The 19,278-nt window shown below is 72.6% G+C and carries 24 protein-coding genes and 2 pseudogenes; 13 read left to right on the top strand and 13 right to left on the bottom strand.

Going from position 1 to position 19,278, the window contains the following annotated elements; genetic code table 11:
* Nucleotides 1-89: 89 nt before the first annotated feature.
* The gene (locus ABGB18_RS25690; RefSeq protein ID WP_347698137.1) at nucleotides 90-1,703 is read left to right on the top strand and encodes a DUF885 domain-containing protein; all 1,614 of its coding nucleotides are present in this window, start codon (nucleotides 90-92) and stop codon (nucleotides 1,701-1,703) included.
* A 251-nt stretch (nucleotides 1,704-1,954) separates the two neighbouring features.
* Here the strand turns inward: ABGB18_RS25690 and ABGB18_RS25685 are convergent, their stop codons facing one another.
* Both ABGB18_RS25685 and ABGB18_RS25680 read right to left on the bottom strand, forming a co-directional pair.
* Nucleotides 1,955-2,719 (bottom strand): NAD(P)-binding domain-containing protein, encoded by a 765-nt coding sequence (locus ABGB18_RS25685; protein WP_347698136.1) that lies wholly within the window; start codon nucleotides 2,717-2,719, stop codon nucleotides 1,955-1,957.
* A 58-nt stretch (nucleotides 2,720-2,777) separates the two neighbouring features.
* Nucleotides 2,778-3,218, bottom strand: coding sequence for a hypothetical protein (locus ABGB18_RS25680; protein WP_347698135.1), 441 nt, complete (start codon nucleotides 3,216-3,218; stop codon nucleotides 2,778-2,780).
* A 100-nt stretch (nucleotides 3,219-3,318) separates the two neighbouring features.
* On the opposite strand from ABGB18_RS25680, the gene ABGB18_RS25675 reads away from it, so the two are divergent.
* Complete coding sequence (locus ABGB18_RS25675) at nucleotides 3,319-3,696, top strand: MerR family transcriptional regulator (RefSeq protein WP_347698134.1); 378 nt, start codon at nucleotides 3,319-3,321, stop codon at nucleotides 3,694-3,696.
* Between the two features lie 49 nt (nucleotides 3,697-3,745).
* Nucleotides 3,746-4,009, top strand: a pseudogene (locus ABGB18_RS25670) (cadmium resistance transporter); the annotation flags it as partial.
* A gap of 82 nt (nucleotides 4,010-4,091) precedes the next feature.
* On the opposite strand, the gene ABGB18_RS25665 reads toward ABGB18_RS25670, so the two are convergent.
* Complete coding sequence (locus ABGB18_RS25665; protein WP_347698133.1) at nucleotides 4,092-5,012, bottom strand: zinc-binding dehydrogenase; 921 nt, start codon at nucleotides 5,010-5,012, stop codon at nucleotides 4,092-4,094.
* Between the two features lie 97 nt (nucleotides 5,013-5,109).
* On the opposite strand from ABGB18_RS25665, the gene ABGB18_RS25660 reads away from it, so the two are divergent.
* Both ABGB18_RS25660 and ABGB18_RS25655 read left to right on the top strand, forming a co-directional pair.
* On the top strand, nucleotides 5,110-5,685 hold the full coding sequence (locus ABGB18_RS25660; protein WP_347698132.1) for a TetR/AcrR family transcriptional regulator: 576 nt from the start codon (nucleotides 5,110-5,112) through the stop codon (nucleotides 5,683-5,685).
* 69 nt (nucleotides 5,686-5,754) lie between these two features.
* Nucleotides 5,755-6,714 (top strand): LLM class flavin-dependent oxidoreductase, encoded by a 960-nt coding sequence (locus ABGB18_RS25655; protein ID WP_347698131.1) that lies wholly within the window; start codon nucleotides 5,755-5,757, stop codon nucleotides 6,712-6,714.
* 144 nt (nucleotides 6,715-6,858) lie between these two features.
* Here the strand turns inward: ABGB18_RS25655 and ABGB18_RS25650 are convergent, their stop codons facing one another.
* The 3 genes from ABGB18_RS25650 to ABGB18_RS25640 form a co-directional block, all read right to left on the bottom strand.
* Complete coding sequence (locus tag ABGB18_RS25650; RefSeq protein WP_347698130.1) at nucleotides 6,859-7,245, bottom strand: hypothetical protein; 387 nt, start codon at nucleotides 7,243-7,245, stop codon at nucleotides 6,859-6,861.
* A gap of 320 nt (nucleotides 7,246-7,565) precedes the next feature.
* On the bottom strand, nucleotides 7,566-8,741 hold the full coding sequence (locus tag ABGB18_RS25645; protein ID WP_347698129.1) for a GDSL-type esterase/lipase family protein: 1,176 nt from the start codon (nucleotides 8,739-8,741) through the stop codon (nucleotides 7,566-7,568).
* A gap of 4 nt (nucleotides 8,742-8,745) precedes the next feature.
* Nucleotides 8,746-9,324 carry a TetR/AcrR family transcriptional regulator gene (locus ABGB18_RS25640; RefSeq protein ID WP_347698174.1) on the bottom strand — a complete coding sequence of 193 codons (579 nt, stop codon included), beginning with the start codon at nucleotides 9,322-9,324 and terminating at the stop codon, nucleotides 8,746-8,748.
* Nucleotides 9,325-9,648: 324 nt separating this feature from the next.
* On the opposite strand from ABGB18_RS25640, the gene ABGB18_RS25635 reads away from it, so the two are divergent.
* Entirely contained in the window at nucleotides 9,649-9,858 is a 210-nt protein-coding gene (locus ABGB18_RS25635) for a hypothetical protein (RefSeq protein WP_347698128.1), read from the top strand.
* Here the strand turns inward: ABGB18_RS25635 and ABGB18_RS25630 are convergent.
* Nucleotides 9,842-9,973 carry a hypothetical protein gene (locus ABGB18_RS25630; protein WP_347698127.1) on the bottom strand — a complete coding sequence of 44 codons (132 nt, stop codon included), beginning with the start codon at nucleotides 9,971-9,973 and terminating at the stop codon, nucleotides 9,842-9,844. The genes ABGB18_RS25635 and ABGB18_RS25630 overlap by 17 nt on opposite strands.
* A gap of 87 nt (nucleotides 9,974-10,060) precedes the next feature.
* Here ABGB18_RS25630 and ABGB18_RS25625 point away from each other — a divergent pair, with 87 nt between their 5' ends.
* Nucleotides 10,061-10,720, top strand: a complete 660-nt coding sequence (locus tag ABGB18_RS25625; protein ID WP_347698126.1) for a hypothetical protein — start codon at nucleotides 10,061-10,063, stop codon at nucleotides 10,718-10,720.
* 198 nt (nucleotides 10,721-10,918) lie between these two features.
* On the opposite strand, the gene ABGB18_RS25620 is transcribed toward ABGB18_RS25625, so the two are convergent.
* Both ABGB18_RS25620 and ABGB18_RS25615 read right to left on the bottom strand, forming a co-directional pair.
* Nucleotides 10,919-11,575 carry a hypothetical protein gene (locus ABGB18_RS25620; protein ID WP_347698173.1) on the bottom strand — a complete coding sequence of 219 codons (657 nt, stop codon included), beginning with the start codon at nucleotides 11,573-11,575 and terminating at the stop codon, nucleotides 10,919-10,921.
* Between the two features lie 332 nt (nucleotides 11,576-11,907).
* A complete protein-coding gene (locus tag ABGB18_RS25615) occupies nucleotides 11,908-12,369 on the bottom strand; it encodes a MarR family transcriptional regulator (RefSeq protein ID WP_347698125.1) in 462 nt (153 codons plus the stop codon).
* Between the two features lie 123 nt (nucleotides 12,370-12,492).
* On the opposite strand from ABGB18_RS25615, the gene ABGB18_RS25610 reads away from it, so the two are divergent.
* The 3 genes and pseudogenes from ABGB18_RS25610 to ABGB18_RS25600 form a co-directional block, all read left to right on the top strand.
* Nucleotides 12,493-12,849: a multidrug efflux SMR transporter gene (locus ABGB18_RS25610; protein ID WP_347698124.1), complete on the top strand. Its 357-nt coding sequence runs from the start codon at nucleotides 12,493-12,495 to the stop codon at nucleotides 12,847-12,849.
* A 29-nt stretch (nucleotides 12,850-12,878) separates the two neighbouring features.
* Nucleotides 12,879-13,199 (top strand): multidrug efflux SMR transporter, encoded by a 321-nt coding sequence (locus ABGB18_RS25605; RefSeq protein ID WP_347698123.1) that lies wholly within the window; start codon nucleotides 12,879-12,881, stop codon nucleotides 13,197-13,199.
* A 71-nt stretch (nucleotides 13,200-13,270) separates the two neighbouring features.
* Nucleotides 13,271-13,420, top strand: a pseudogene (locus tag ABGB18_RS25600) (DNA-binding response regulator); the annotation flags it as partial.
* On the opposite strand, the gene ABGB18_RS25595 reads toward ABGB18_RS25600, so the two are convergent.
* From ABGB18_RS25595 to ABGB18_RS25585, 3 genes are all read right to left on the bottom strand, one after another.
* On the bottom strand, nucleotides 13,396-13,611 hold the full coding sequence (locus tag ABGB18_RS25595) for a hypothetical protein (protein WP_347698179.1): 216 nt from the start codon (nucleotides 13,609-13,611) through the stop codon (nucleotides 13,396-13,398). The pseudogene ABGB18_RS25600 and the gene ABGB18_RS25595 sit on opposite strands and share 25 nt — an antisense overlap.
* A 192-nt stretch (nucleotides 13,612-13,803) precedes the next feature.
* Nucleotides 13,804-15,219, bottom strand: a complete 1,416-nt coding sequence (locus tag ABGB18_RS25590; protein ID WP_347698122.1) for an MFS transporter — start codon at nucleotides 15,217-15,219, stop codon at nucleotides 13,804-13,806.
* The gene (locus ABGB18_RS25585; protein WP_347698121.1) at nucleotides 15,216-16,037 is read right to left on the bottom strand and encodes an SDR family oxidoreductase; all 822 of its coding nucleotides are present in this window, start codon (nucleotides 16,035-16,037) and stop codon (nucleotides 15,216-15,218) included. The genes ABGB18_RS25590 and ABGB18_RS25585 overlap by 4 nt, the downstream gene beginning before the upstream one ends.
* Here ABGB18_RS25585 and ABGB18_RS25580 point away from each other — a divergent pair.
* Complete coding sequence (locus ABGB18_RS25580; RefSeq protein WP_347698120.1) at nucleotides 15,937-16,731, top strand: LysR family substrate-binding domain-containing protein; 795 nt, start codon at nucleotides 15,937-15,939, stop codon at nucleotides 16,729-16,731. The genes ABGB18_RS25585 and ABGB18_RS25580 overlap by 101 nt on opposite strands.
* Before the next feature lie 99 nt (nucleotides 16,732-16,830).
* Here ABGB18_RS25580 and ABGB18_RS25575 read toward each other — a convergent pair whose 3' ends face one another.
* Entirely contained in the window at nucleotides 16,831-17,466 is a 636-nt protein-coding gene (locus ABGB18_RS25575; RefSeq protein WP_347698119.1) for a TetR/AcrR family transcriptional regulator, read from the bottom strand.
* Nucleotides 17,467-17,596: 130 nt separating this feature from the next.
* On the opposite strand from ABGB18_RS25575, the gene ABGB18_RS25570 reads away from it, so the two are divergent.
* Nucleotides 17,597-18,241, top strand: a complete 645-nt coding sequence (locus tag ABGB18_RS25570) for a VC0807 family protein (RefSeq protein WP_347698118.1) — start codon at nucleotides 17,597-17,599, stop codon at nucleotides 18,239-18,241.
* Complete coding sequence (locus ABGB18_RS25565; RefSeq protein WP_347698117.1) at nucleotides 18,231-19,229, top strand: hypothetical protein; 999 nt, start codon at nucleotides 18,231-18,233, stop codon at nucleotides 19,227-19,229. The genes ABGB18_RS25570 and ABGB18_RS25565 overlap by 11 nt, the downstream gene beginning before the upstream one ends.
* Nucleotides 19,230-19,278: the final 49 nt, after the last annotated feature.

Raw genomic sequence — 19,278 nt, 5'->3', positions numbered from 1 at the left:
TCACTGCCCCCGGCTCCGGGACGCGATCTGCCGTGAGGCCGCCGACGCGCCTTATCGGTGATCCACCACGGCCCGGTTACTGTGTCCGAATGACGCAGATTTTCAAGCTTTGCGAGGATTATGTTGGAAAGGCGGCCGCGCTCGACCCGGTCGGCGCGGGGATCCGCGGAGTCGCCGGGGACTTCGCCCCCGCCACCGACTACGGCCCGGATGGCCATGCCGCCCGCCACGAGCTGGCCCGCCGTACCCTGGCCGAGCTCGCCGGGCTGAGCCCGGCCTCCGACGCCGACCGGCACGCCGCAGCGCACCTGCAGGAACGCCTGGAAGCCGAGGCGGCCTGGCATGAGAGCGGGGAGCCGCTGCGCATGCTGCGCGGCCAGTTCGGGCTGCTCAACACCGTCCGCGACAGCGTCGACCTGCTTCCGCGCGGCGACGACGACCAATGGCGCGACGTCGCCGCCCGTCTGCGCGCCATGCCGGTGATGCTGGCGAGCTGGCGCGCCAGCCTCGATCTCGGCTTGGCGAAGGGGCTGGTGGCGGCTCGACGCCAGGCGCTGGAGGCCGCCGCCCAGGCCGAGCGCTTCGCCGGGGCGCACGACGCCCTGGTGACCTCCTACGGCGACGGCCCCCTGGCCGGGGAGCTCGCCGAGGCGGCGGCCTCCGCGCACGCGGCCTACGCCGCGACGGCCCGCTACCTGCGTACGGACTACGCGCCCCGGGCGGCGGAGCGGGACGGGGTCGGCGCCGAGCGCTACGCCGTGGCGGCCCGGCAGAGTCTGGGCGCCGACATCGACCCGGCCGAGGCGTACGCGTGGGGCTGGGCGGAGCTGGACCGGATCGAGGCGGAGATGGCCGCCGAGATCGAGCGCATCCGCCCGGGCGCGAGCTGGGAGGAGGTGAGCGCGTTCCTTGACCAGAGCCAGTGCGTGGTCGGCGTGGACGCCTACCGGGGCTGGCTGCAGGACCAGCACGACCGGGCCATCGGCGAGCTGCACGGCACCCACTTCGACATCGCCGAGCCACTGCGCCGGGTCGAGGTGACCATCGCTGCCGCCTCGACCGCCGGGTCCCCCTACTACACGCCGCCGACGGAGGATCTGACGCGGCCGGGCCGCACCTGGTGGCCCCTGGGAGGCCGGGAGCGGTTCGCGACCTGGCGTGAGCTGACGACCGTCTTCCACGAGGGCGTACCCGGTCACCACCTGCAGATCGGCGCCGTGATGGCCGCCGGGGACACGCTGTCGCGGTTCGCGAAGACCGTCCGGGTGAGCGGGCACAGCGAGGGCTGGGCCCTGTACGCCGAACGCCTCGGCGACGAGCTGGGCTGGTTCTCCGATCCCGGCACCCGGCTGGGCATGCTGGCCGCCTCGGCGCTGCGCGCGGCCCGCGTGGTCATCGACATCGGCCTCCACCTGGACCTGCCGCTGCCGGACGGGTCACGGTGGACGTTCGACAAGGCCTGCCAGGTGCTGAGGGAGCGCGGCCATGCCAACTCCCATCGGATCCATCCCGAGGTGGTGCGGTATTTCGGCTGGCCCGCGCAGGCGATCTCGTACAAGCTCGGCGAGCGCGCCTGGCTGGCCGCCCGCCAGGCCGCCGGCCGGCAGCCGGGCTTCGATCTCAAACGCTGGCACACCACCGCGGTCGGCCTCGGCCCGATCGGGCTGGACGGCCTGGCCGAGGCGCTGCGGCAGGCCGGCTGACCCGGCCCTTCGAGGTCCAAATGGCCGGCAGGACCGGAAGGGGGACTCCCCCGGTCCTGCCCGGCCCCTGGCGCCGGCGGCCGGGACGTCACACTTCAGCGGGGCGGGGTCACCCCGTTGAACCAGTTCCGCGTGGCGACGGCGGTGTCGTGTTCCCGGTCTCCGGTCACGGTGATGCGTTCGAGGGCGGCTGTACGGGCACGTTCCGCTCCCTCGCCTTCACCGCGCGTTCCTGAGCCATCGGAGCCGCGCTAATGGAGATCGGCGAGGAGGCCGTCGAGGGCTTTGGTGAGGGCTTCGGCGTTGGCCGGGGCGAACCAGGTGGTGCGGATGCGTTCGTTGCTTCCGTTCGGGGTCTCGTGGTTGGCCGCGAGCTCGTGCAGGGAACGGGTCTCGTCGCCCAAGGAGCGACCGGCCCCCTGGAAGAGGCCGCGGACGTAGCTCTCCGCGTCGCCGGAGGCGATGCCGTGGCCGGCGGCCCACGACGTGAGCGTGGCGAGGTACGCGTAGTGGGTGCTCAGCGTCGCCGTCAACGCGGAGAAGACGTTGAAGACCGCCTCGTCCGCGACCGGGAGCGCCCCGCCCAGGTGCTCGAAAAGGGAGTCCACCACCGGGTGCGACGGGTATGTCACTGTGACGGAGCCGCGTTCGCGTACGGGGGGCAGCGGGATCGCCCGTACCAGCGGGGCATCGGTGGCCAGCGCCTGGCGCAGGTCGTCGATGCCGACGCCGGCCATCAGGTTGACCACCAGCTTGTCGCCGCCCACCCGCAGGCCGGCGAGTGCTTCGTGCCGGTCCCGCGGGCGTACGGCGATGATCACCACCTCGGAGCGGTCCACCACCTCCTGGTTGCCGGCGCACACCCGCACGCCCTCGTAGCGCTCGGACAGCTCCGCGACCGTGGCGGCTCCCCGGGGGGACAGGAACACCTCGGGGGACTCGTCGGCTCCGTCACACAGGCCCACCACGATCGCCCGGCCGATCTCGCCCACTCCGATGATGCCGATGCGCTTCACTGCGTCTTTCCTCCTGGTGCGTGGTGGTCGTGACCCGCGTTGGTCCGGTTATGTGACGTTACTCTCTGCCGGTCGAGCCCGTGTCGCGGGCGCCGCGGCTCGGGTCCGTGACGATGCGCAGGCCCCTGGCGGCCAGGTGGTCGCCCAGCTCGGCGAGGCCGCGCCCGGCGGTCTCGGGCAGGTGGTAAAACTCCTCCAGCATGGCGCGGGCGGTGTCGTCGTCGCTGACCGCGCAGTCCCAGATCACCTGGTCGCCGTCGGCCCTGACGTCGAAGGCGAAGAACGCGCAGCAGGCCTTCTCGCGCGCGGCGAGATCACGTGCCTGCTCTTCGACGCCGGGCTCGGCGCGCAGCCGGAAGCGGATGCCCTCGGCGGTCCGCTCGCGGCCGAGCAGGTGCCGGCCGAACAGGCTCCAGTAGTCGTCCACGCGCTGCTGGGGCGTGTCGACGGCGGTGGTCATGTTGCACGCGACGGGGGTGGAAGCGGGTGGGATGTCCATGAACGGACTCCTTCCGAGTGAGGGGTTCCGGTGGTCTTGTGGTGCCACCGCCCTCGACCTTAAAGTCTGGACTCGGGTCCAGAGTCAAGGGGTGGGGCGCGTGAAAATCGGGCAGGTCGCCGGCGCAGCCGGGGTCAGCGTGGACACGGTGCGCTTCTACGAGCGGCGCGGGGTGCTGCCCGCCGCCGAGCGCCGGCCGTCGGGATACCGCGTCTTCGACGCCGCGGCGGTGGAGCGCATCCGCCTCGCCAAGGCCCTGCAGGAGCTGGGCTTCACCCTGGACGAGGTGGTCGAGGCGCTGGCCGCGCACGACGCCGGCGACGCGACGTGCGACAGCGAGCGGTGGCGGCTGGAGGCGGTGGTGGATCGGATCGACGCCAGGATGGCCGAGCTGGCCCGAACCCGGCGGGCCGCCCTGGAGAGCCTGGACGAGTGCCGGGCCGGCCGCTGCCGCTTCGTCCCGCGCCCCGCCCAGTAAGGCGGAGGAGCCCGCGGAGGAACGCGCCGGCGGTCCGGGGGCGCTGGAGGTGGCGGCGGTCACGTTCGCCAACGGCGGCGACAACATCGGGGTCTACGTCCCGGTGTTCGCCACCGCCGGGGCCGGCTCGATGAGCGTCTATGTCGTCGTCTTCCTGGTGCTGGTCGCGGTGTGGTGCGCGGCCGGGCGGTTCTTCGCCACCCGCCCGGTCATCGCGCGGGCGCTCAGCCGCTGGGGCCACGTCCTGCTGCCGGTCGTGCTGATCGGCGTCGGGGTGGTCATCCTCGTCGAGGGCGGCGCCTTCGGCTTGTAGGAGCGCGGGTGGGTGCCAGTGCGCGTTCTGGTCGGCCACGTCCCCTCCTGAGCTCTCATCCCGGCGTCCTGGGGACGGCCGGTCAGGACGTGGGCGCCGGCTCAACGTCCAGGACCGCCTTGCCCGCGACGCGCCGGTCCAGCAGGGCGCGGGCGGCGTCGGTGACCTGCTCCCAGGAGCCGCGCCAGCCGACCTCCGGGGACAGCCGCCCGGCCGCCACGAACCCCAGCAGCGTGGCCAGGTCCGGGCCGACCTCATGGACGTCGCCGAACGTGCTCATCGTCTTGGCCGGGCCGACGGAGAACAGCGAGTACGGCGCGAACACCGCCGGCTCGTCGGACGCCCAGCCGATGTTCTGCACGTTCCCGCCCGGCGCGAGCAGCTCCCAGGCGGCGGCCAGTTGCGGTCCGCCCACGTTGTCGAGGATGAGGTCGACCGGCCGGTCGATGCCCTCCAGGCCGATCACCACCTCATGGGCGCCCAGCGCGGCCAGCCCCTCGGCGCGGGCGGCCGACCCCACCGAGGCGATGACGTGGGCGCCGCCGAGGGCCGCCAGCTGGACCGCGTACCGCCCGACGCCGCCCGCGGCGCCGGTGATCAGCACCCGCCGGCCCAGGATGGCGCGGGAGCGCAGCGTACGCAGCGCCGTGACGCCGGCCATGGGCAGCGCGGCGGCGTCGGCGAGGTCGACCCCGGCGGGCACCTCGGCCACCGCGGTGGTGTCCACGGCCATCCGCTGGGCCCACGCCCCGGCGCCGAAGGCCGCGACCCTGGTGCCCACGGCCGGTCCGGTGCCGTCCGCCGCGGCGCGTTCGACGACCCCGGCGGCGTCGTAGCCGTGCACGGTGCCGGCGGGACGCCGACCGGCGAAGGCCACCTCGCCGCGGTTGAGGGAGATGTGCCGGACGCCGAGCACGAGCTGGTGGGGCGCGGGCCGGGGCTCGGGGGCCGGGCCGAGGCGCAGGGATCCGGGGGCGTCGGGGGCGACGACGAGTGCGTGCATGTCCATTCTCCACAGGCAGGGGAAATCCGGACTGTCAGTCCGGATAGCGGGACGATAGCATATCCGGACTGACAGTCCGTCTACTGAGGAGTGGCCGATGGCCGGACAGCGCGCCGAACGCGCCGACGCGGCCCGCAACCGCCGCGCGGTCCTGCACGCGACCGAGCAGCTCCTGGCCGAGGGCGGTGGAGACCGCGTGTCGCTCGACCGGGTCGCCACCCTCGCCGGGGTCGGGAAGGGCACCGTGTTCCGCCGCTTCGGCAACCGCGCCGGGCTGCTGCAAGCACTGCTGGAGGAGCGGTCCCGCGAGCTGCGCGAGGCGGTCACGGACGGCGCCCCGCCCCTGGGGCCCGGAGCGCCCGCCCCTGAGCGGCTGCTCGCCTTCCTCGACGGCCTCGGCGCGATCGCCGAAGGCAACGCCGTCCTGCTGTCCGCGCACGAGCAGGCCTGCGCCGAGGACAAGTACGGCGACCCCAGCTACCGGTTCTGGCACGGCCACCTCAGCGGCCTGCTCGCCGCGAGCCGTCCCGACCTCGACGCCGGCTTCCTGGCCCACGCCCTGCTCTCCGTCTTCGACGGCGATCTGATCCGCCACCTGACCCCGCCCGGCGACCCGCGGCGCTTCACCCGTTCCGTCCAGCAGATGGCCACGGCGCTGCTCGGCCAGGGGTGAACGACCGTACGCGCTCCGCTTCGAGCGGAACCCGGAAGCGGCCGGAGAAAAGTACGAAATGCTCCCTTTATGACGGACTTTTCACTTCAAGCCAACGCCGCCGACGTCGCGTCCTGGACGGACCTCGCGCGGAAGTGCGAGGCGGCGGGGTTCGACGCCCTGCTGGCCGCCGACCATCCGGGGGTCACGGCCTCGCCGTTCGTCGCCCTGGCGGCGGCCGCGGCCGTCACCTCCACGATCGGCCTCGGCTCCTACGTCTCGAACGCGGGGATCAGGGAGCCGATCCTGCTCGCGGGCGATGTCGCCACGCTTGACGCGCTGTCCGGCGGCCGTGCCCGGCTCGGAGTGGGGGCCGGTCACACACCCGGCGAGTGGGACGCGGTCGGTGCCCCCTACCCGGAGGTGGCGGGCAGGGTGCGGCGGTGCGTGGCCGTGGCGGAGGCCGTACGCGCCTTGCTCGACGGCGAGGAGGTCGACGTCGACACGCCGGAATTGGTGGTCAAGGGTGCCCGGCTGGTCAAGCCGCTGCCCGTCCAGGAGCGGATCCCGCTCACCCTGGGCACCGCCAATTCGCGGCTCCTGCGCTGGGCGGGGGCCCACGCGGACGTCGTCGGCCTGACCGGGTTCGGGCGCACGCTGTCCGACGGGCACAGCCATGAGGTGCGCTGGCGTACCACTGAGATCGAGGCCCAGCTTGAGCACGTCGCCACCGGCGCCGCCGGGCGGGAGCGGCCGCCTGCCCTGGAAGCGCTCGTGCAGCTCTTCCAGGTGACCGACGACGCCGCCGGGTGGATCGCCGAGCACGCCAAGGATCTCGGCCTCACCGAGGCCGAGCTGCTCGCCTCGCCGTTCGTCCTCGTCGGCACCGAAGCGGAGATCGTCTCGGCGATCCGGGAGCACGAGCGCCGCTGGGGCGTCACCCGCTACGTCGTACGGGTGGGCGCGATGAAGGCGGCCGCCTCGATCATGTCCGGGCTGAGCGCGGCCCCGCCACGCCGGGCACCTGGATCGCCACGGGTCTCCCCTTGAGCGGCCTTTCCGGCCCGGGTATGCGTTCCCGCAGATCAGCGCGTTGAACTCAGGGGACGGAACGATGATCCCGTGCCCCGTCGGCAAAGGGCTGACCTGCGGAAACACTGGCGATCCTGCCGGAGGCCGCCATGCCCCCATGTATCAGTAGTACATGAACGTGGCCAGAAGGCCGTTGCTCATGATCTGGGTGAGGAGCTCCCCTGGCCCGGCTCCCCATCCATTGGCGGCGTTGGCCAGGGAGTAGACGTCCCCGTAGTTGCCCATCCAATGCCATCCCGGGACCGCGGTCGTCTTCGCCGCGGAGCACGCCTTGAAGAGCTCGATGCCCTGCTGGGCGGTCAGGACCTGGTCACGAGCCGGCTCGTGACAGGTGGAGCTCGCGCTTGTCGACGCCTTCGGGGCGGGTGTGTCCGCCGACGCCGACGCCGACACGCTGATCAGCAGCGCGGCGGGAACGGACACCAGGGCGAGTACGCGCAACCGGTTCAAGGTCCGACCCTGCACGGGGTGCCGCCGGATGTTGGCCATGCCGTGTTCCTTTCACTTGGAGTTGCCGCTCGATCGAAGGTCGCGGTGACCTTGTCGCCAACGATCGGGGCCGGGGGCGATGTCCGGCGACGGCACCGGACGCATTCGCCGGCGCCTCCGGCGAACTCCCCGGTCACGGCGGTGCCCGGTGTCCGGCGCCACCGGACACCCAGGAGCCGTTCCTCGGTCCGATGGCCGGCAGCCGCCGGATTGTCATGATTTGCGGATGCGTCGAGGTGACGTGGCCAACGAACCGTTGCCGTTGGTCTCCGTGATCCTCGGGACGGTTCCTCCCGCCCGCGCCACTCCGGGCCGGCCTGTCAGCGGCGGCCGGGCCTGGTGGCGAACGGACCGCCGGCGCCGAACGCGAGCCGTGCGAAGTTCTCTCCGATGCGACGTTGCCCCGCCGGGTCGGGGTGCACCTCGTCGGGCAGCGGCAGCTCGGCGTGGTCCGGCTCGCCGTAGAGGTGGCGGCCGTCGAGGTAGTGCAGGTTCGGGTCGTCGGCCGCCCTCTCTCCGATGATCCGGGCGAGCTCGTCGCGGATGACGTTGAGGGTCAGGCGCCCGGCAGCGCGTTCGGCCGGGTCGCCGGTGGCCTTGAACCGTACGGTCCCGCCGCCGAAGTCGGGCATGAGAGGCCCGGGGGTGTCCTCGTGGATCGGGCACAGGATGGCGGACACGACCAGCAGCGGCGAGCTCGGATGCCCCTCGCGGATGGTGTCGAGGAAGCCGTGGACGGCGGGGCCGAAGGCGCGCACGCGCATCGCGTCGGCGTTGACGACGTTGATGCCGATCTTGACGCTGACCAGGTCCGCGGGGGTGTCCCGCATCGCGCGGGCGGTGAACGGGTCCAGCAGCGCGCCGCCGCCGAACCCCAGATTGACCAGCTCAACCCCGCCCTGGGCGGCGGCCAGGGCGGGCCAGATCCCGGTCGGGTGAGCGGCGTTCGAACCGTGGCTGATGGAGCTGCCGTGGTGCAGCCACACCCGGCGCCCGCTGTCGGGCGCGGGCTCGACCGGGGCGTCGGTGCGCAGGGCGATCAGCTCGGTGATCTCCGTGTGCGGCAGCCAGATCTCGACGTGCTTGTCACGCGCGGGCAGGCCGGCGAACCGCGCGGTGCCGGGCGGCCCGTCGCGCAGATCGACCGACTGGGTGGCCAGGTCGAGGGTGCGGACCCGCCCGCCGGTCACCGTGGCCTGGCCCGCGAGCAGGCCGTCGGCCAGCAGGTCGTAGACGCCGTCCGCCGGGGCCGGGAGCCCCCGGAAGGCCCTCTTGGTGGGCAGCGTGTCCAGCTCGACGGTGGTGGCCCGGGTGCGGAAGGCCAGCCGTACCCCGGACGGCTGGGCCTCGGCCATGGCGAGCTGCTCGTCGGGGATCTGGCGGCGGGCCCGGGCGGGCAGCCGGTGCGGCAGCAGCCCGTGCGCCGTGCGCTCCACGTCGAGGGCGCCGCGCAGCAGGTCCGCGGTGACGGGTGTGGTGATGTACTCGGTGTTCACGGCCTCAGCTCGTCGGGGTGGTGGTCCAGGTGCGCAGGAGGGTGTCGAGGGAGTCCACGATCCAGGACCAGGATTCCTGCGGGTCGACGGCGGTGTGGCTGAAGCCCCCGCTCATCTCCAGGCTGACGTAGCCGTGGAAGACGCTGCCCAGCATCCGGACCGCGTGCGTCTGGTCGGGCTCCGCCAGGTCGTAGCCGCGCAGGATCGCCCGCGTCATCTGCGCGTGCCTGACGCCGGCGCCGGCGGCCGCGGTCTCGGGGTCGAGCCTGAGCTGGGCGGCGGCGTAGCGGCCGGGGTGCTCCCTGGCGTAGTCGCGGTAGACGTCCGCGAAGGCGGCCAGGGCGTCCTTGCCGGCCCGCCCGGCCAGGGCGGTGGCGGCCCGGTCGGCGAGCTCCGCCAGAGCGAACAGGGCGATCCTGGTCTTCAGGTCGTGGGAGCTCTTCAGGTGCGAGTAGAGGCTCGCGACCTTGACGTCGAACCGCCGGGCCAGCGCCGAGACGGTCACCTGGTCGAAGCCGACCTCGTCGGCCAGCTCCGCCCCCGCCTTCGTCAGGCGCTCCACGGTCAGCCCCGCTCGAACCATCATCATCCTTCCATTTGCCGATAGTCATTATCCAACTGCCTAATAGTTGTAGGCAAATGCGGTCAGCCGATCGGTGGAGTGGCTCAGCCGTCCGATTGGTCCGCCGGTTCCATGAGATCGGGCGATGCGCGGCCCGCCGCCGTGTCGCGACGCTGGAGTCCTGCCGGCGTGGACGAGGATCGAGCAGGCCCTGTGCGGATGGCCGGTGGGGGCGTTGTCGCGATCGCGAACGGGAGGCACCTGCGCTCGCTGTTCGCCGCCCGGTGAACGCCCTGGTGGCGGCTAGATTGTCCAGGGATGCCAAGGGGTGCGCAGGAGGCGCGGATGAGCAACCCGCTGGCGGGCCGGCCGGTGGCGACCGTGGTGCCGTACGCGCTGCTGGCGGTCCTGGCCGTGGCCACTGTGGCGATCAAGCAGGCGGACGGCGAGCCGCGCGGGAAGTCGGCGTGGGCGACCGCGCCGCCGCCGTCACCCAGGCGTTCAACCAGGGTCTCCTCGTCCCGGACGGGCGGGATTCCTAGCGCACCCGGGTGACCGGGTCGCCGGCGCGCACCGTGCCGGGTTCCACGACCTCCAGGTAGAGGCCGACGCACGACAGCCGGCCGAGGTCGAAGACCGGGATGCGGTGCTCGCGGGCGACCGCGCGCATGATCCCCGGGCGGCAGATCGTCGTGGCCGAGGGTGGGGACCACGCAGCGCGGGATGGGAGACGAGCGATGAGTCAGGCAAAATGATCATGTCGTCTCGTTCCTTCGCCGAGTACCGGGCGATGTTCGCGATCGACGACCGCGATCTGGGTGGCGTCATTCTCGACTGCGCCGGCGGGGCGTCGAGTTTCGTCGCGGAGGCCCGGACGGCGGGAGCCCGGGCCCTGGCGGCCGACCCGCTCTACTCCCAAGGCGCCGGCGCGATCGCCGACCGCCTGGCGGCCGACCTCACCCAGGGCAACGCGATGATCGACGCGAACGCGGACCGGTTCGTGTGGACGTGGTACGGCTCGGCGGAGCGGCGCCGCGAGATGCGCCTGGCCGCCAGAAGCGCGTTCATGGCCGACCTCCGCCGGCATCCGGGCTCCTACCTGGCCACCGGCCTGCCGCATCTCCCGCTGGCCGACGACAGCGTGGACCTGGTGCTGTGCTCACACCTGCTGTTCACCTGGGCCGGGCGCCTGGATCGGGAGTGGCACCGGGCGGCGATCACCGAGATGAGCCGGGTCAGCCGGGCCGAGGTGAGGATCTTCCCCCTGGTCCGCATGGGCGACGGCGAGCCGGTCGGCTTTCTCGACGCGCTGCGGGCGGATCTACGGGCCGACGGGCTGGTGTGCGCGGTGCGCAGGGTCCCCTATGAGTTCCAGCGCGGCGCCGACCACATGCTGGCCGTGGGCGGACACCGCTGATCCCACGTCAACGGACGGACAGGATCCGCTGCATCCGCACCGAGTTGATGTACGGGCCGTTCGTGCCCGCGCACTCGCGGACGTCGGCCGGACTGCGGATTCTAGGCGCAATCGGCCAGGGCAGGCTCGGCCGAACTCGGCCGGCCGCTCGCGGGCGTCGCCGCGGGCTGGGTCGCCGGCGGGGCCGGTGGGCGTGCGTCAGGGCAGGTAGTGGCTGAAGTGGTCGGCCACGATGTCGGCCATGCCGTCCGCGTCGTGGGACCCGTCGACCCGCAGGACCCGGATGCCCAGGCGGCGAGCGGAGCCGGCGGCCTCCTCGAAGACGAGGCGGTCCCGGTCGAACCGGTTGCGCTGTGCCCGGCCGGGATCGCTGACCCGGTGCTGTACGGCGGCGGCCCGGGGCAGTTCGCGCAGCTGGCGCCGGCGGAACTCCTCGCTCGGCACCATGACGATCATCCGACGGGGCGAGTCGACGATGGGAGCGACCAGTTCCGGACGCAGTCCCCAGCCCTCGGCGATGACGGGCCGCCCCGACACCAGGCCGCGCAGGTCGTCCAGCGCCCACTCGAACCGCACGGGAAAACCGGCCAGGACCTCCTCGGCCATCCGCTGCGGGCTGGTGTTCACCCAGGCGGTGTCGGGGTCGGGGTCCGCGATGGGCTCACCCTGCCGCACCCGGCGGGCGATTCGACGGTCGTGATGCCCGCGTGCGTCGTGGTAGTCGTAGTGGTAGGCGGTCAGCCCGTACCGGATGGCCAGCAGCCTGGCGACGGTGGATTTCCCGGCCCATTGCCCGCCCCCGATCCACAGCACGTTGCGCAGGGTGCCGAACGGGTCCCAGACCTCGCTGCTCATGGTGTTCACGAGTACAGCTTGGCGACGGCACAGGCCGCAGGAACAGTCTTGTTCTGCCCGGCCCGGACGGGTGATGATCGAAGGGAGGGGCCGTCCCGGGATGGACGGCGGGCTGTGGCGCTGGGAGCCGGCCGCCCGCCGAGCGCCCTCGGCGGCGGCCCTCAGCATTCCGGATGGCGTCTTCGGCTCAAACCGGCAGGCCGACGCCGCCCCGGGGCTCCGGTCAGCGAACGCCGCCCCGGGGCTCCGGTCAGCGAACGCCGCCCCGGGGCTCCGGTCAGCGAACGCCGCCCCGGGGCTCGGGTCAACGGCCTACGCCCCGAGGGCTCGGGTCAGGCGATGGACTCGCCCAGCAGCGTCACCGCCGCGGCGAGCTGGGGGTCGGTCTGCCCCGCCTCCTCCAGCGCGACCGTCAGCGTCTCCTCGTACGTACGGCTCGCCTCGCCGTATTTCGCGCGGCCCGCGTCGGTGACGACGCAGTAGACCCCGCGCTTGTCGTCCGGGCACAGATCCCGGTACGCGAAGCCGGCGGCGTTCAGCCGGGCCACCAGGCGGGTCACCGAGCTCTGGTTGAGCCCGATCAGCTCGGCCAGCTCCTGCATGCGCAGTTCGCCGTCGCGGGCGACGGCCAGGTGCCCGAGCGCGCGGTATTCCGACAGGCCGATGCCGTGCCGTCGCTGCAGCGCGGCGGCGAGCACGCCCTCGACGCGGGAGTGCAGGAGCATGACGCGGTGCCACATGGCGACGGCGTCCGAGGGGAGCGCCGTGCTGGGGACAGAGGCTGCCGGGGCCATGGTGACCTCCCGATCGGTGGATTGCCGGAGTTCTCGTTCACCGGGTTGACAGGAGAATACATGTACATGCAAGATTTTGCCCGTCCACTTGCACATACATGCAACTTTTTGGAGAGCCGCTCGATGGCTTGGATCTACCTGCTCGTCGCCGCCGTCTTCGAGGTCGTGTTCGCCCTCGCCACCAACGCCACGGAAGGCTTCACACAGTTGTGGCCCTCGCTGCTCACCGCGGGGGCGGCGGCCGGCGGCATCTTCTTCCTGAGCCTCGCGCTGAAGACCCTGGACGTCGGCGTGGGCTACACCATCTGGACCGGCATCGGATCGATCGGCACCGTCGTCTTCGGCGCCGTGATCTTCGGTGAGCAGCTCACCGTGTGGAAGGCGCTGGCGTTCGTACTGATCATCGGCGGGGTGCTGGGGCTCAAACTCGCCGACCGCCTCTCCTCCGCGAACAGCTCCTCCCCCGCTTCCACCCACTGATCCCGCCCGTCGCCTGAGGAGTCGTCACCATGGAATGGATCTATCTCGCCGTCGCCATCGTCTTCGAGATCGGCTTCGCGCTCGGCACCAATGCCACCAAGGGCTTCACCCGGCTCTGGCCATCGGTCTTCACCCTGGTGTGCGCCGCCGGCGGCATCTTCAGCCTCAGCCTCGCGCTGAGAACCCTGGACGTCGGCGTGGGCTACACCATCTGGACCGGCATCGGATCGGTCGGCACGGTCGTTCTCGGCGCGCTCATCTACAAGGAGAAGATCACGCCCGCCAAGCTGGTGTCGTTCGCGGCGATCATCGGCGGAGTCGTCCTCCTCCGCGTCGCCGCCGGGATCTGACCACCCCATCCAGGGGCTCCCCTCCCGGGAAGATCGTCCCCGGGGCCGAGCCGCCCTCCGCGCCGGCGCGCGACGCCGGCCTGCGCGCGGTCATCCAGGCCCGCCGCACCCAGCCCGGCTTTCCGGTCCTGATCCTGTCGCAGTACGTCGGGCAGCTCTACGCCAGAGAGCTGCTCGCCTCCGGCGGCGGGACCCGCTACCTGCTCAAGGATCGGGTCGGCTCACTCGCGGGCATCGCGGCCACCGGCGTCCTGGTCACCACTCCCACCGCGAGCGCCGCCACCCAGTCCGCCACTCGGTCCGCCGCCGCCACTGTCGCGGCCGCGGTCGAGACCGCCGCGAGCATCCGCAGGAACTGCGGCATCACCACGTGCTCCTGGTACTTCAGCAGGGCCACCACCCGTACGGTCAAGCAGCACTTCGACACCTACGGATGGACGGCGCCGACCGCGTCCTCCCGCATGTGCCGGCTCATTCCCCACGTGGCCGCCGGCGCGGCCTGCACGATCGCCGTCCGCTACCACATAGCGAGCGCGGGCAGCAACATCAGAGCCGCCTACAACCGCGGCGGCGGCCACAAGAGCCGCCGCCGGCAGCGGGAGCGCTACACGGCGTGCCGCCTGGGCAGGGTGAGGACGGCGAGGGCGCCCGCGGCGGCGAGGACCGCGCTGATGAGTAGGCCCAGGCCGTAGCCCGAAACCAGGGCCGCCGCCGTGCCGGGCGCGGGGAGGTTCGCGGTGTGGGCGACGGCGGCCGTGACCAGGGCCGCCACGCCGACCGCGATGCCGACCTGCTGGGCGGTGTTCAGCAGCCCGGACACCACGCCCTGGTCCTCGGCCGCGATACCGCTGGTCGCCACGATGCTGGAGCCGACGAACGCCGCCCCGAGCCCGGCGCCGAAGAGGAGGTAGCCGGGAAGGATGTCCGTCGCGTACGAACTGGCCGGGGTGATCTGGGCCAGCAGCGCCTCCGCGACGCCGACCACCACCAAGGCGCCCGCCGCGATGACGCGGGGCTGCACCCGCCCGGCCAGCCTCGTGGCCAGCGCGCTGCCGGCGATCGCCATGAGGCTCGACGGGAAGACGGCCAGACCCGTCTGGAGCGGCGAGTAACCCAGGATCCCCTGCATGAACAGCATCATGAAGAAGCCCTGGGCGCCCATCACGGCGGTCAGCGCGAGGATCGCCGTGTTCGCGCCCGTCACCGCCCGGTGCGACAGGATGCGCGGCGGGACGAGCGGGCTCCGGGAACGCCGCTGGACCAGCACGAAGACGATCAGCAGTACGGCCGCGGCAATCAGGATGAGCAGGGCGGCCGGTGAGGTGAACCCTTCCTGCTGCCCCCGGGTGAGCCCATAGATCAGCAGGCCGATGCCCGCCGTGGCACTCACCGCTCCGGGAAGGTCGAGCGAGCCGCCCCTGCCAGACGCGCCACGCCACGGTGCCGGGTTCTGGTCCGGTGGCAGGATTCGGGTCCAGGCCAGGGCGGCGAGGCCGATGGGGACGTTGACGAGGAAGACCCAGGGCCAGCCGAGCGCGTCGGTGAGCAGGCCGCCGAGAATGAGGCCCGCCCCGGCGCCGGTGGCTCCCAGGGCGCTCCACACGCCCAGCGCGCGGTTACGCCGGTCCCCCTCGTCGTAGATCGCCAGGAGGAGGCCGAGCGCGGTGGCGGAGATCAGGGCGGCGCCCAGGCCCTGCGCCGTACGCGCCGCCAGGAGGAGTGCGGGCGTGGTGGACAGGCCGCACGCGGCGGACGCGGTCACGAACAGCGCCGTCCCCCCGACGAACAGGCGGCGCCGTCCCAGCAGGTCGCCGGCACGCCCGGCGAGGATGAGGCAGCCGCCGAACGTCACCGCGTACAGGGTGATCACGTACTGCAGAGACGAGTCGGCCAGTTCCAGGGCACGGCCGATGGCGGGCAGGGCGACGTTGGCGATCGTGGTGTCGAGGATGACCATGAACTGGACGGCGCACAGGGGGGTCAGGACGCCGCCCCGCCGTACGGGTGCGCGGGTCGTCATGCCGTCAGGCCGCCGTCGAGCAGGATGCGCGTGCCGTGCAGATAGTCCGAGCCCGGCCCGGCCAGGAAGACCGCGGTGTCGGCCACGTCCCGCACCGTGCACAGGCGGCGGGCCGGGACACTGGGCAGGACGTGGGCCTCGACGTCCACCTGGGCGAGTACGGTGGCCGACATCGGGGCGTCCACGACGATGCTGGGGCTGATCACGTTCACGTTGACGCCCCGGGGGCCGTATTCGATGGCCCACGTGCGGGTGAGGTTCTCCAGGGCCGCCTTGGAGGAGTTGTAGACCGAGGCGCCCGCCCAGCTCTTGACCGCGCCGAGCGTGCCGATGTTCACGATCTTGCTGGTCTGGTTCGCGAGGAGGTACGGCAGCGCCGCCTTGGTCACGAAGAACGGGGCCCGGTAGTTCAGGACCGCGATCCGGTCGAAGTCGTCCTCCGTGACGGCGTCCGCCGGTCCGGCTCCGAAGGCGGCGGCGTTGTTGACCAGCACGTGCAGGCCCCCGAACGCCTCCGACGCGGACTTCACGACGCGCTCCGGCGCGCCCGGCTCCGTGAGGTCGGCCGCCAGGAACGCGGCCCTGGCGCCCTTCGCCCTGATCTGCTCGGCCACGCTCTGGCCCAGTTCGGCCCGCCGGCCGGTGAGGATCACGCTCGCTCCCTCGCGCGCGTACGCCCGGGCGATGGCCTCGCCGATCCCCGAGGTGGCGCCAGTGATGAGGGCGATCTTTCCGGCGAGTTGCCCGGCGGGCGTTGAGCGCCGCCGTACCAGGCTCAGTGATGCGGGCCTGGCGTTCCTGGAGGAGGCCCGGCGCACCCTGGCGCAGGCGGAGCGGGCGCGGTCGGTCGCCCGCCGCGCGGGCCAGGGCGACCTCGGCAGGCTCCGCGTCGGATACGTGCCGACCACGTCGTCCGCGCCGTTCCTGACCTCGCTGGCCACGTTCCAGCGCGACCACCCGGACGTCGAGGTGGACCTGCGTGAGCTCCCGCTCGGCACGCCGGTCGGGCTGCTGCGCGAGCAGGACGTGGACGTCGCGTTCATCGCCCGGCTGGGCCCGCTCGACGAATGCGTGGCGGACGGCATCGTGCTGCGCGAGCTGTCCATCGAGCGCTTCGTGGCGGCCGTCTCGGCGGGTCATCCGCTGGCGGGCCGCCCGGCCGTCGAGCCGTCGGAACTGGCGGGAGAGAGCTTCGTCCTGCTGGACCCGGAGATCTGCCAGGAATGGGACGAGACGGTGCACGGCATCTGCGCGTCAGGCGGGTTCACGCCCCGGGTGAGCCATCATGTGCGCGAGATCTCCACGCAGCTCCTCGTCGTCGCGGCCGGGCTGGCGGTGGCGCTGGTGCCAGCCTCGGCACAGGCACTGCGCGGCGAGGGGGTGGCCTTCGTGCCGCTCGACGGCCTGACCCCGCCCATCACGTCCGCCTTGATGTGGCGCGCGGACGACCGGTCCCCGGTGCTGCGGAGGTTCGTCGAATCCGGCACCCGGCACCCGGAGACGTCGTCCTGACACATCACGACATGTCATGATGCTCGGTGCGACCCGGGGGCGCCATCGGTCCGGCTCAGCCGGCGTCCCCCAGAACCACCCGGGAGGCGGGTGGGTGGGTCAGGTGTGGGCGCGCACCAGGGGGAGGAAGACCTGGTCGACGATCTCGGCGAGGATGTCCTCCGGGACGGTGGCCACGCCGTTGATGGCGTACTCGTTGCGGAGCAGATCGACCGCGACGGTGGCCACGCGGGGCGTCAGCGCCGCCGGGCCCGCCTCGCCGCGGGCGGCGGCGCGCGCCAGGATGGTCAGCCACGGCCCGGTGTTCCCCCGGACGAGTTGTTCGCGGAACTCCCGCACCCGCTCGGGGTCGCTCTGGATGTCGGCCAGCAGCTCGCGCAGGATCTTGCCCATCGGTGACGACATCCGGTCGTTGCCGCGGCGGAGCATGGCGAGCGCGTCCGAGCGGAGGTCGCCGGTGTCGGGGATGTCCTCGGGGGCGGCCGGGAGCATCCGCCGGTAGGCGGCGACGCACAGCGCGGCGCGGCTCGGCCAGCGCCGGTAGATGACGTTCTTGGCGGTGCCGGCGCGGGCGGCGACGCCGTCCATGGTCAGGCTCGGGTAGCCGACCTCGTCCAGCTCCTCGATCGCCGCACGCAGGATCGCCTCCTCCAGCGCGGCGCCGCGCCGCCGGGTCGCCCTGGCCGGCGCCTCCCCGCTCGCGGCGCCGGGTCCGCCGTCGTGCTCAACAGTCACGGGACCTCCATTTTGGATACCAGCAGTATTCCATAACGCAATCGTCTTCCAGGCAAAGAAGGCATATAGACTACTGCCAGTATCTTATTTTCGAGGCCGGCGGAGGTCGCCGGCCAAGGAGGCTTCCGCCATGGACAAGCGTGCGCTCCTCATGGGGCTGCTGTGGGACATCGGGCTGCCCGCGGCGGCCTACTACGCCTGCCGGGGACTGGGGGCCGAGGCCTGGCTCGCCCTGGTCGCCGGTGGGGCGGTGGCCCTGGCGCGGGTCGCCTGCATCGCGGTCACCCGGCGCCGGCTCGACGGGGTGGCCGCGATCGTGGCGGTCACTTTCGTGCTGCTGCTGGCCATGTCGGCGCTCACCGGCGACCCCCGCATCCTGCTGGCCAGGGAGTCGCTCCTGTCCGGCGCGCTCGGCCTGCTGCTGCTGGGCTCGTGCGCGGTCGGCCGGCCGGTCCTGTACGGCCTGGTGCGGCGCCTCAACTCCGGCAACCAGGAGCTGCTCGCCCGCTGGGACGAGCTGTGGCCGGCCCAGCCGTCGTTCCGCCGGGTCTTCGTCCTGCTCAGCCTCGTGTGGGGCACCGGGCTGCTGGCCGAGGCGGTCGTCCGCATCCCGCTGATCTACCTGCTGCCCGTGGACGCGGCGGCGGGCGTTTCGACCTTGCTCCAGCTCGGCACGATCGCGCTGCTGGTGGGCTGGTCCGTGTGGTACCGCGGCCGGCGGCTGCGCGCCGCGGCGGCCGCCTCGCACGACATGGCGGGCTCTCATGCGCGGTAAGGGGATCAACTACGACACCGGGGCCCGCGTACCGGCCGGGTGGACCCGGGAGGAGTTCGACGCCGCGGTGGTGCGGCGCGAGATGCGGGTCATCGCGGACGAGCTGCACTGCACCGCGGTACGCGTCTCCGGCAGCGACCCGGACCGGCTGGCGGTCGCGGCCGAGCAGGCGGCCGAGGCCGGGCTCGAGGTGTGGTTCGCCCCGTTCCCGTGCGACCTGACCACCGAGCGGTTGCTGGCGCTGTTCGCCGACTGCGCCGCCCGCGCCGAGAGCCTCCGCCGGAAGGGCGCCGACGTCGTCCTGGTCACCGGCGGCGAGCTGAGCATCTTCGCGCATGGTTTCCTGCCCGGCGACGACCTCCTCGCGCGTCTGGCACTCTTCGCCACCCCGGGGCCGGAGCTGCGGAGCCTGCTCAGCGCCGTTCCGGCCCGGCTCAACGCCTTTCTGGCCGAGGTCGTCCGCACGGTACGGCCCGCGTTCGGGGGCAAGGTCACCTATGCCGCGCTACCGGTCGAACGCGTGGACTGGACGCCCTTCGACTACGTCGCGGTGGACGCCTACCGCGGGGCGCACAACGCCGCCACCTTCCGCGAGGAGATCCGCGAACTGCACCGCCATGGCCTGCCGGTGGTGGTGACCGAGTTCGGCTGCTGCTCCTACCGCGGCGCCGCGGACCGGGGCGGGCGCGGCTGGATGATCGTGGACCGCGACCGCGAGCCCTGGCGGCTGGACGGCGACTACGTGCGGGACGAGGAGGAGCAGGCGTCCTACCTCCGCGACCTGCTGCGCGTCTTCGAGCAGGAGAACGTGGACAGCGCCTTCTGGTTCACCTTCGCCGGCTACAACCATCCCCACCACCCCGACCCCCGCTATGACCTCGACCTGGCCTCCTACGGGGTCGTCAAGATCCACCCGGACCTGAGCTGGGAGCCCAAGTCCGCCTTCCACGCCCTCGCCGCCGCGTACGGCAAGGGCGGCGCGTACTAGAGATCGGAGAACCCATGGTTGTGCGCCTGGCTGTCATCGGTGTGGCCCG

This window comes from Nonomuraea sp. B12E4 (assembly GCF_039871825.1).
Taxonomy (GTDB): Bacteria; Actinomycetota; Actinomycetes; order Streptosporangiales; family Streptosporangiaceae; genus Nonomuraea.
The sequence above is the reverse complement of the archived record's forward strand: the minus strand, read 5'-3'. Positions and strand labels throughout refer to the sequence as shown.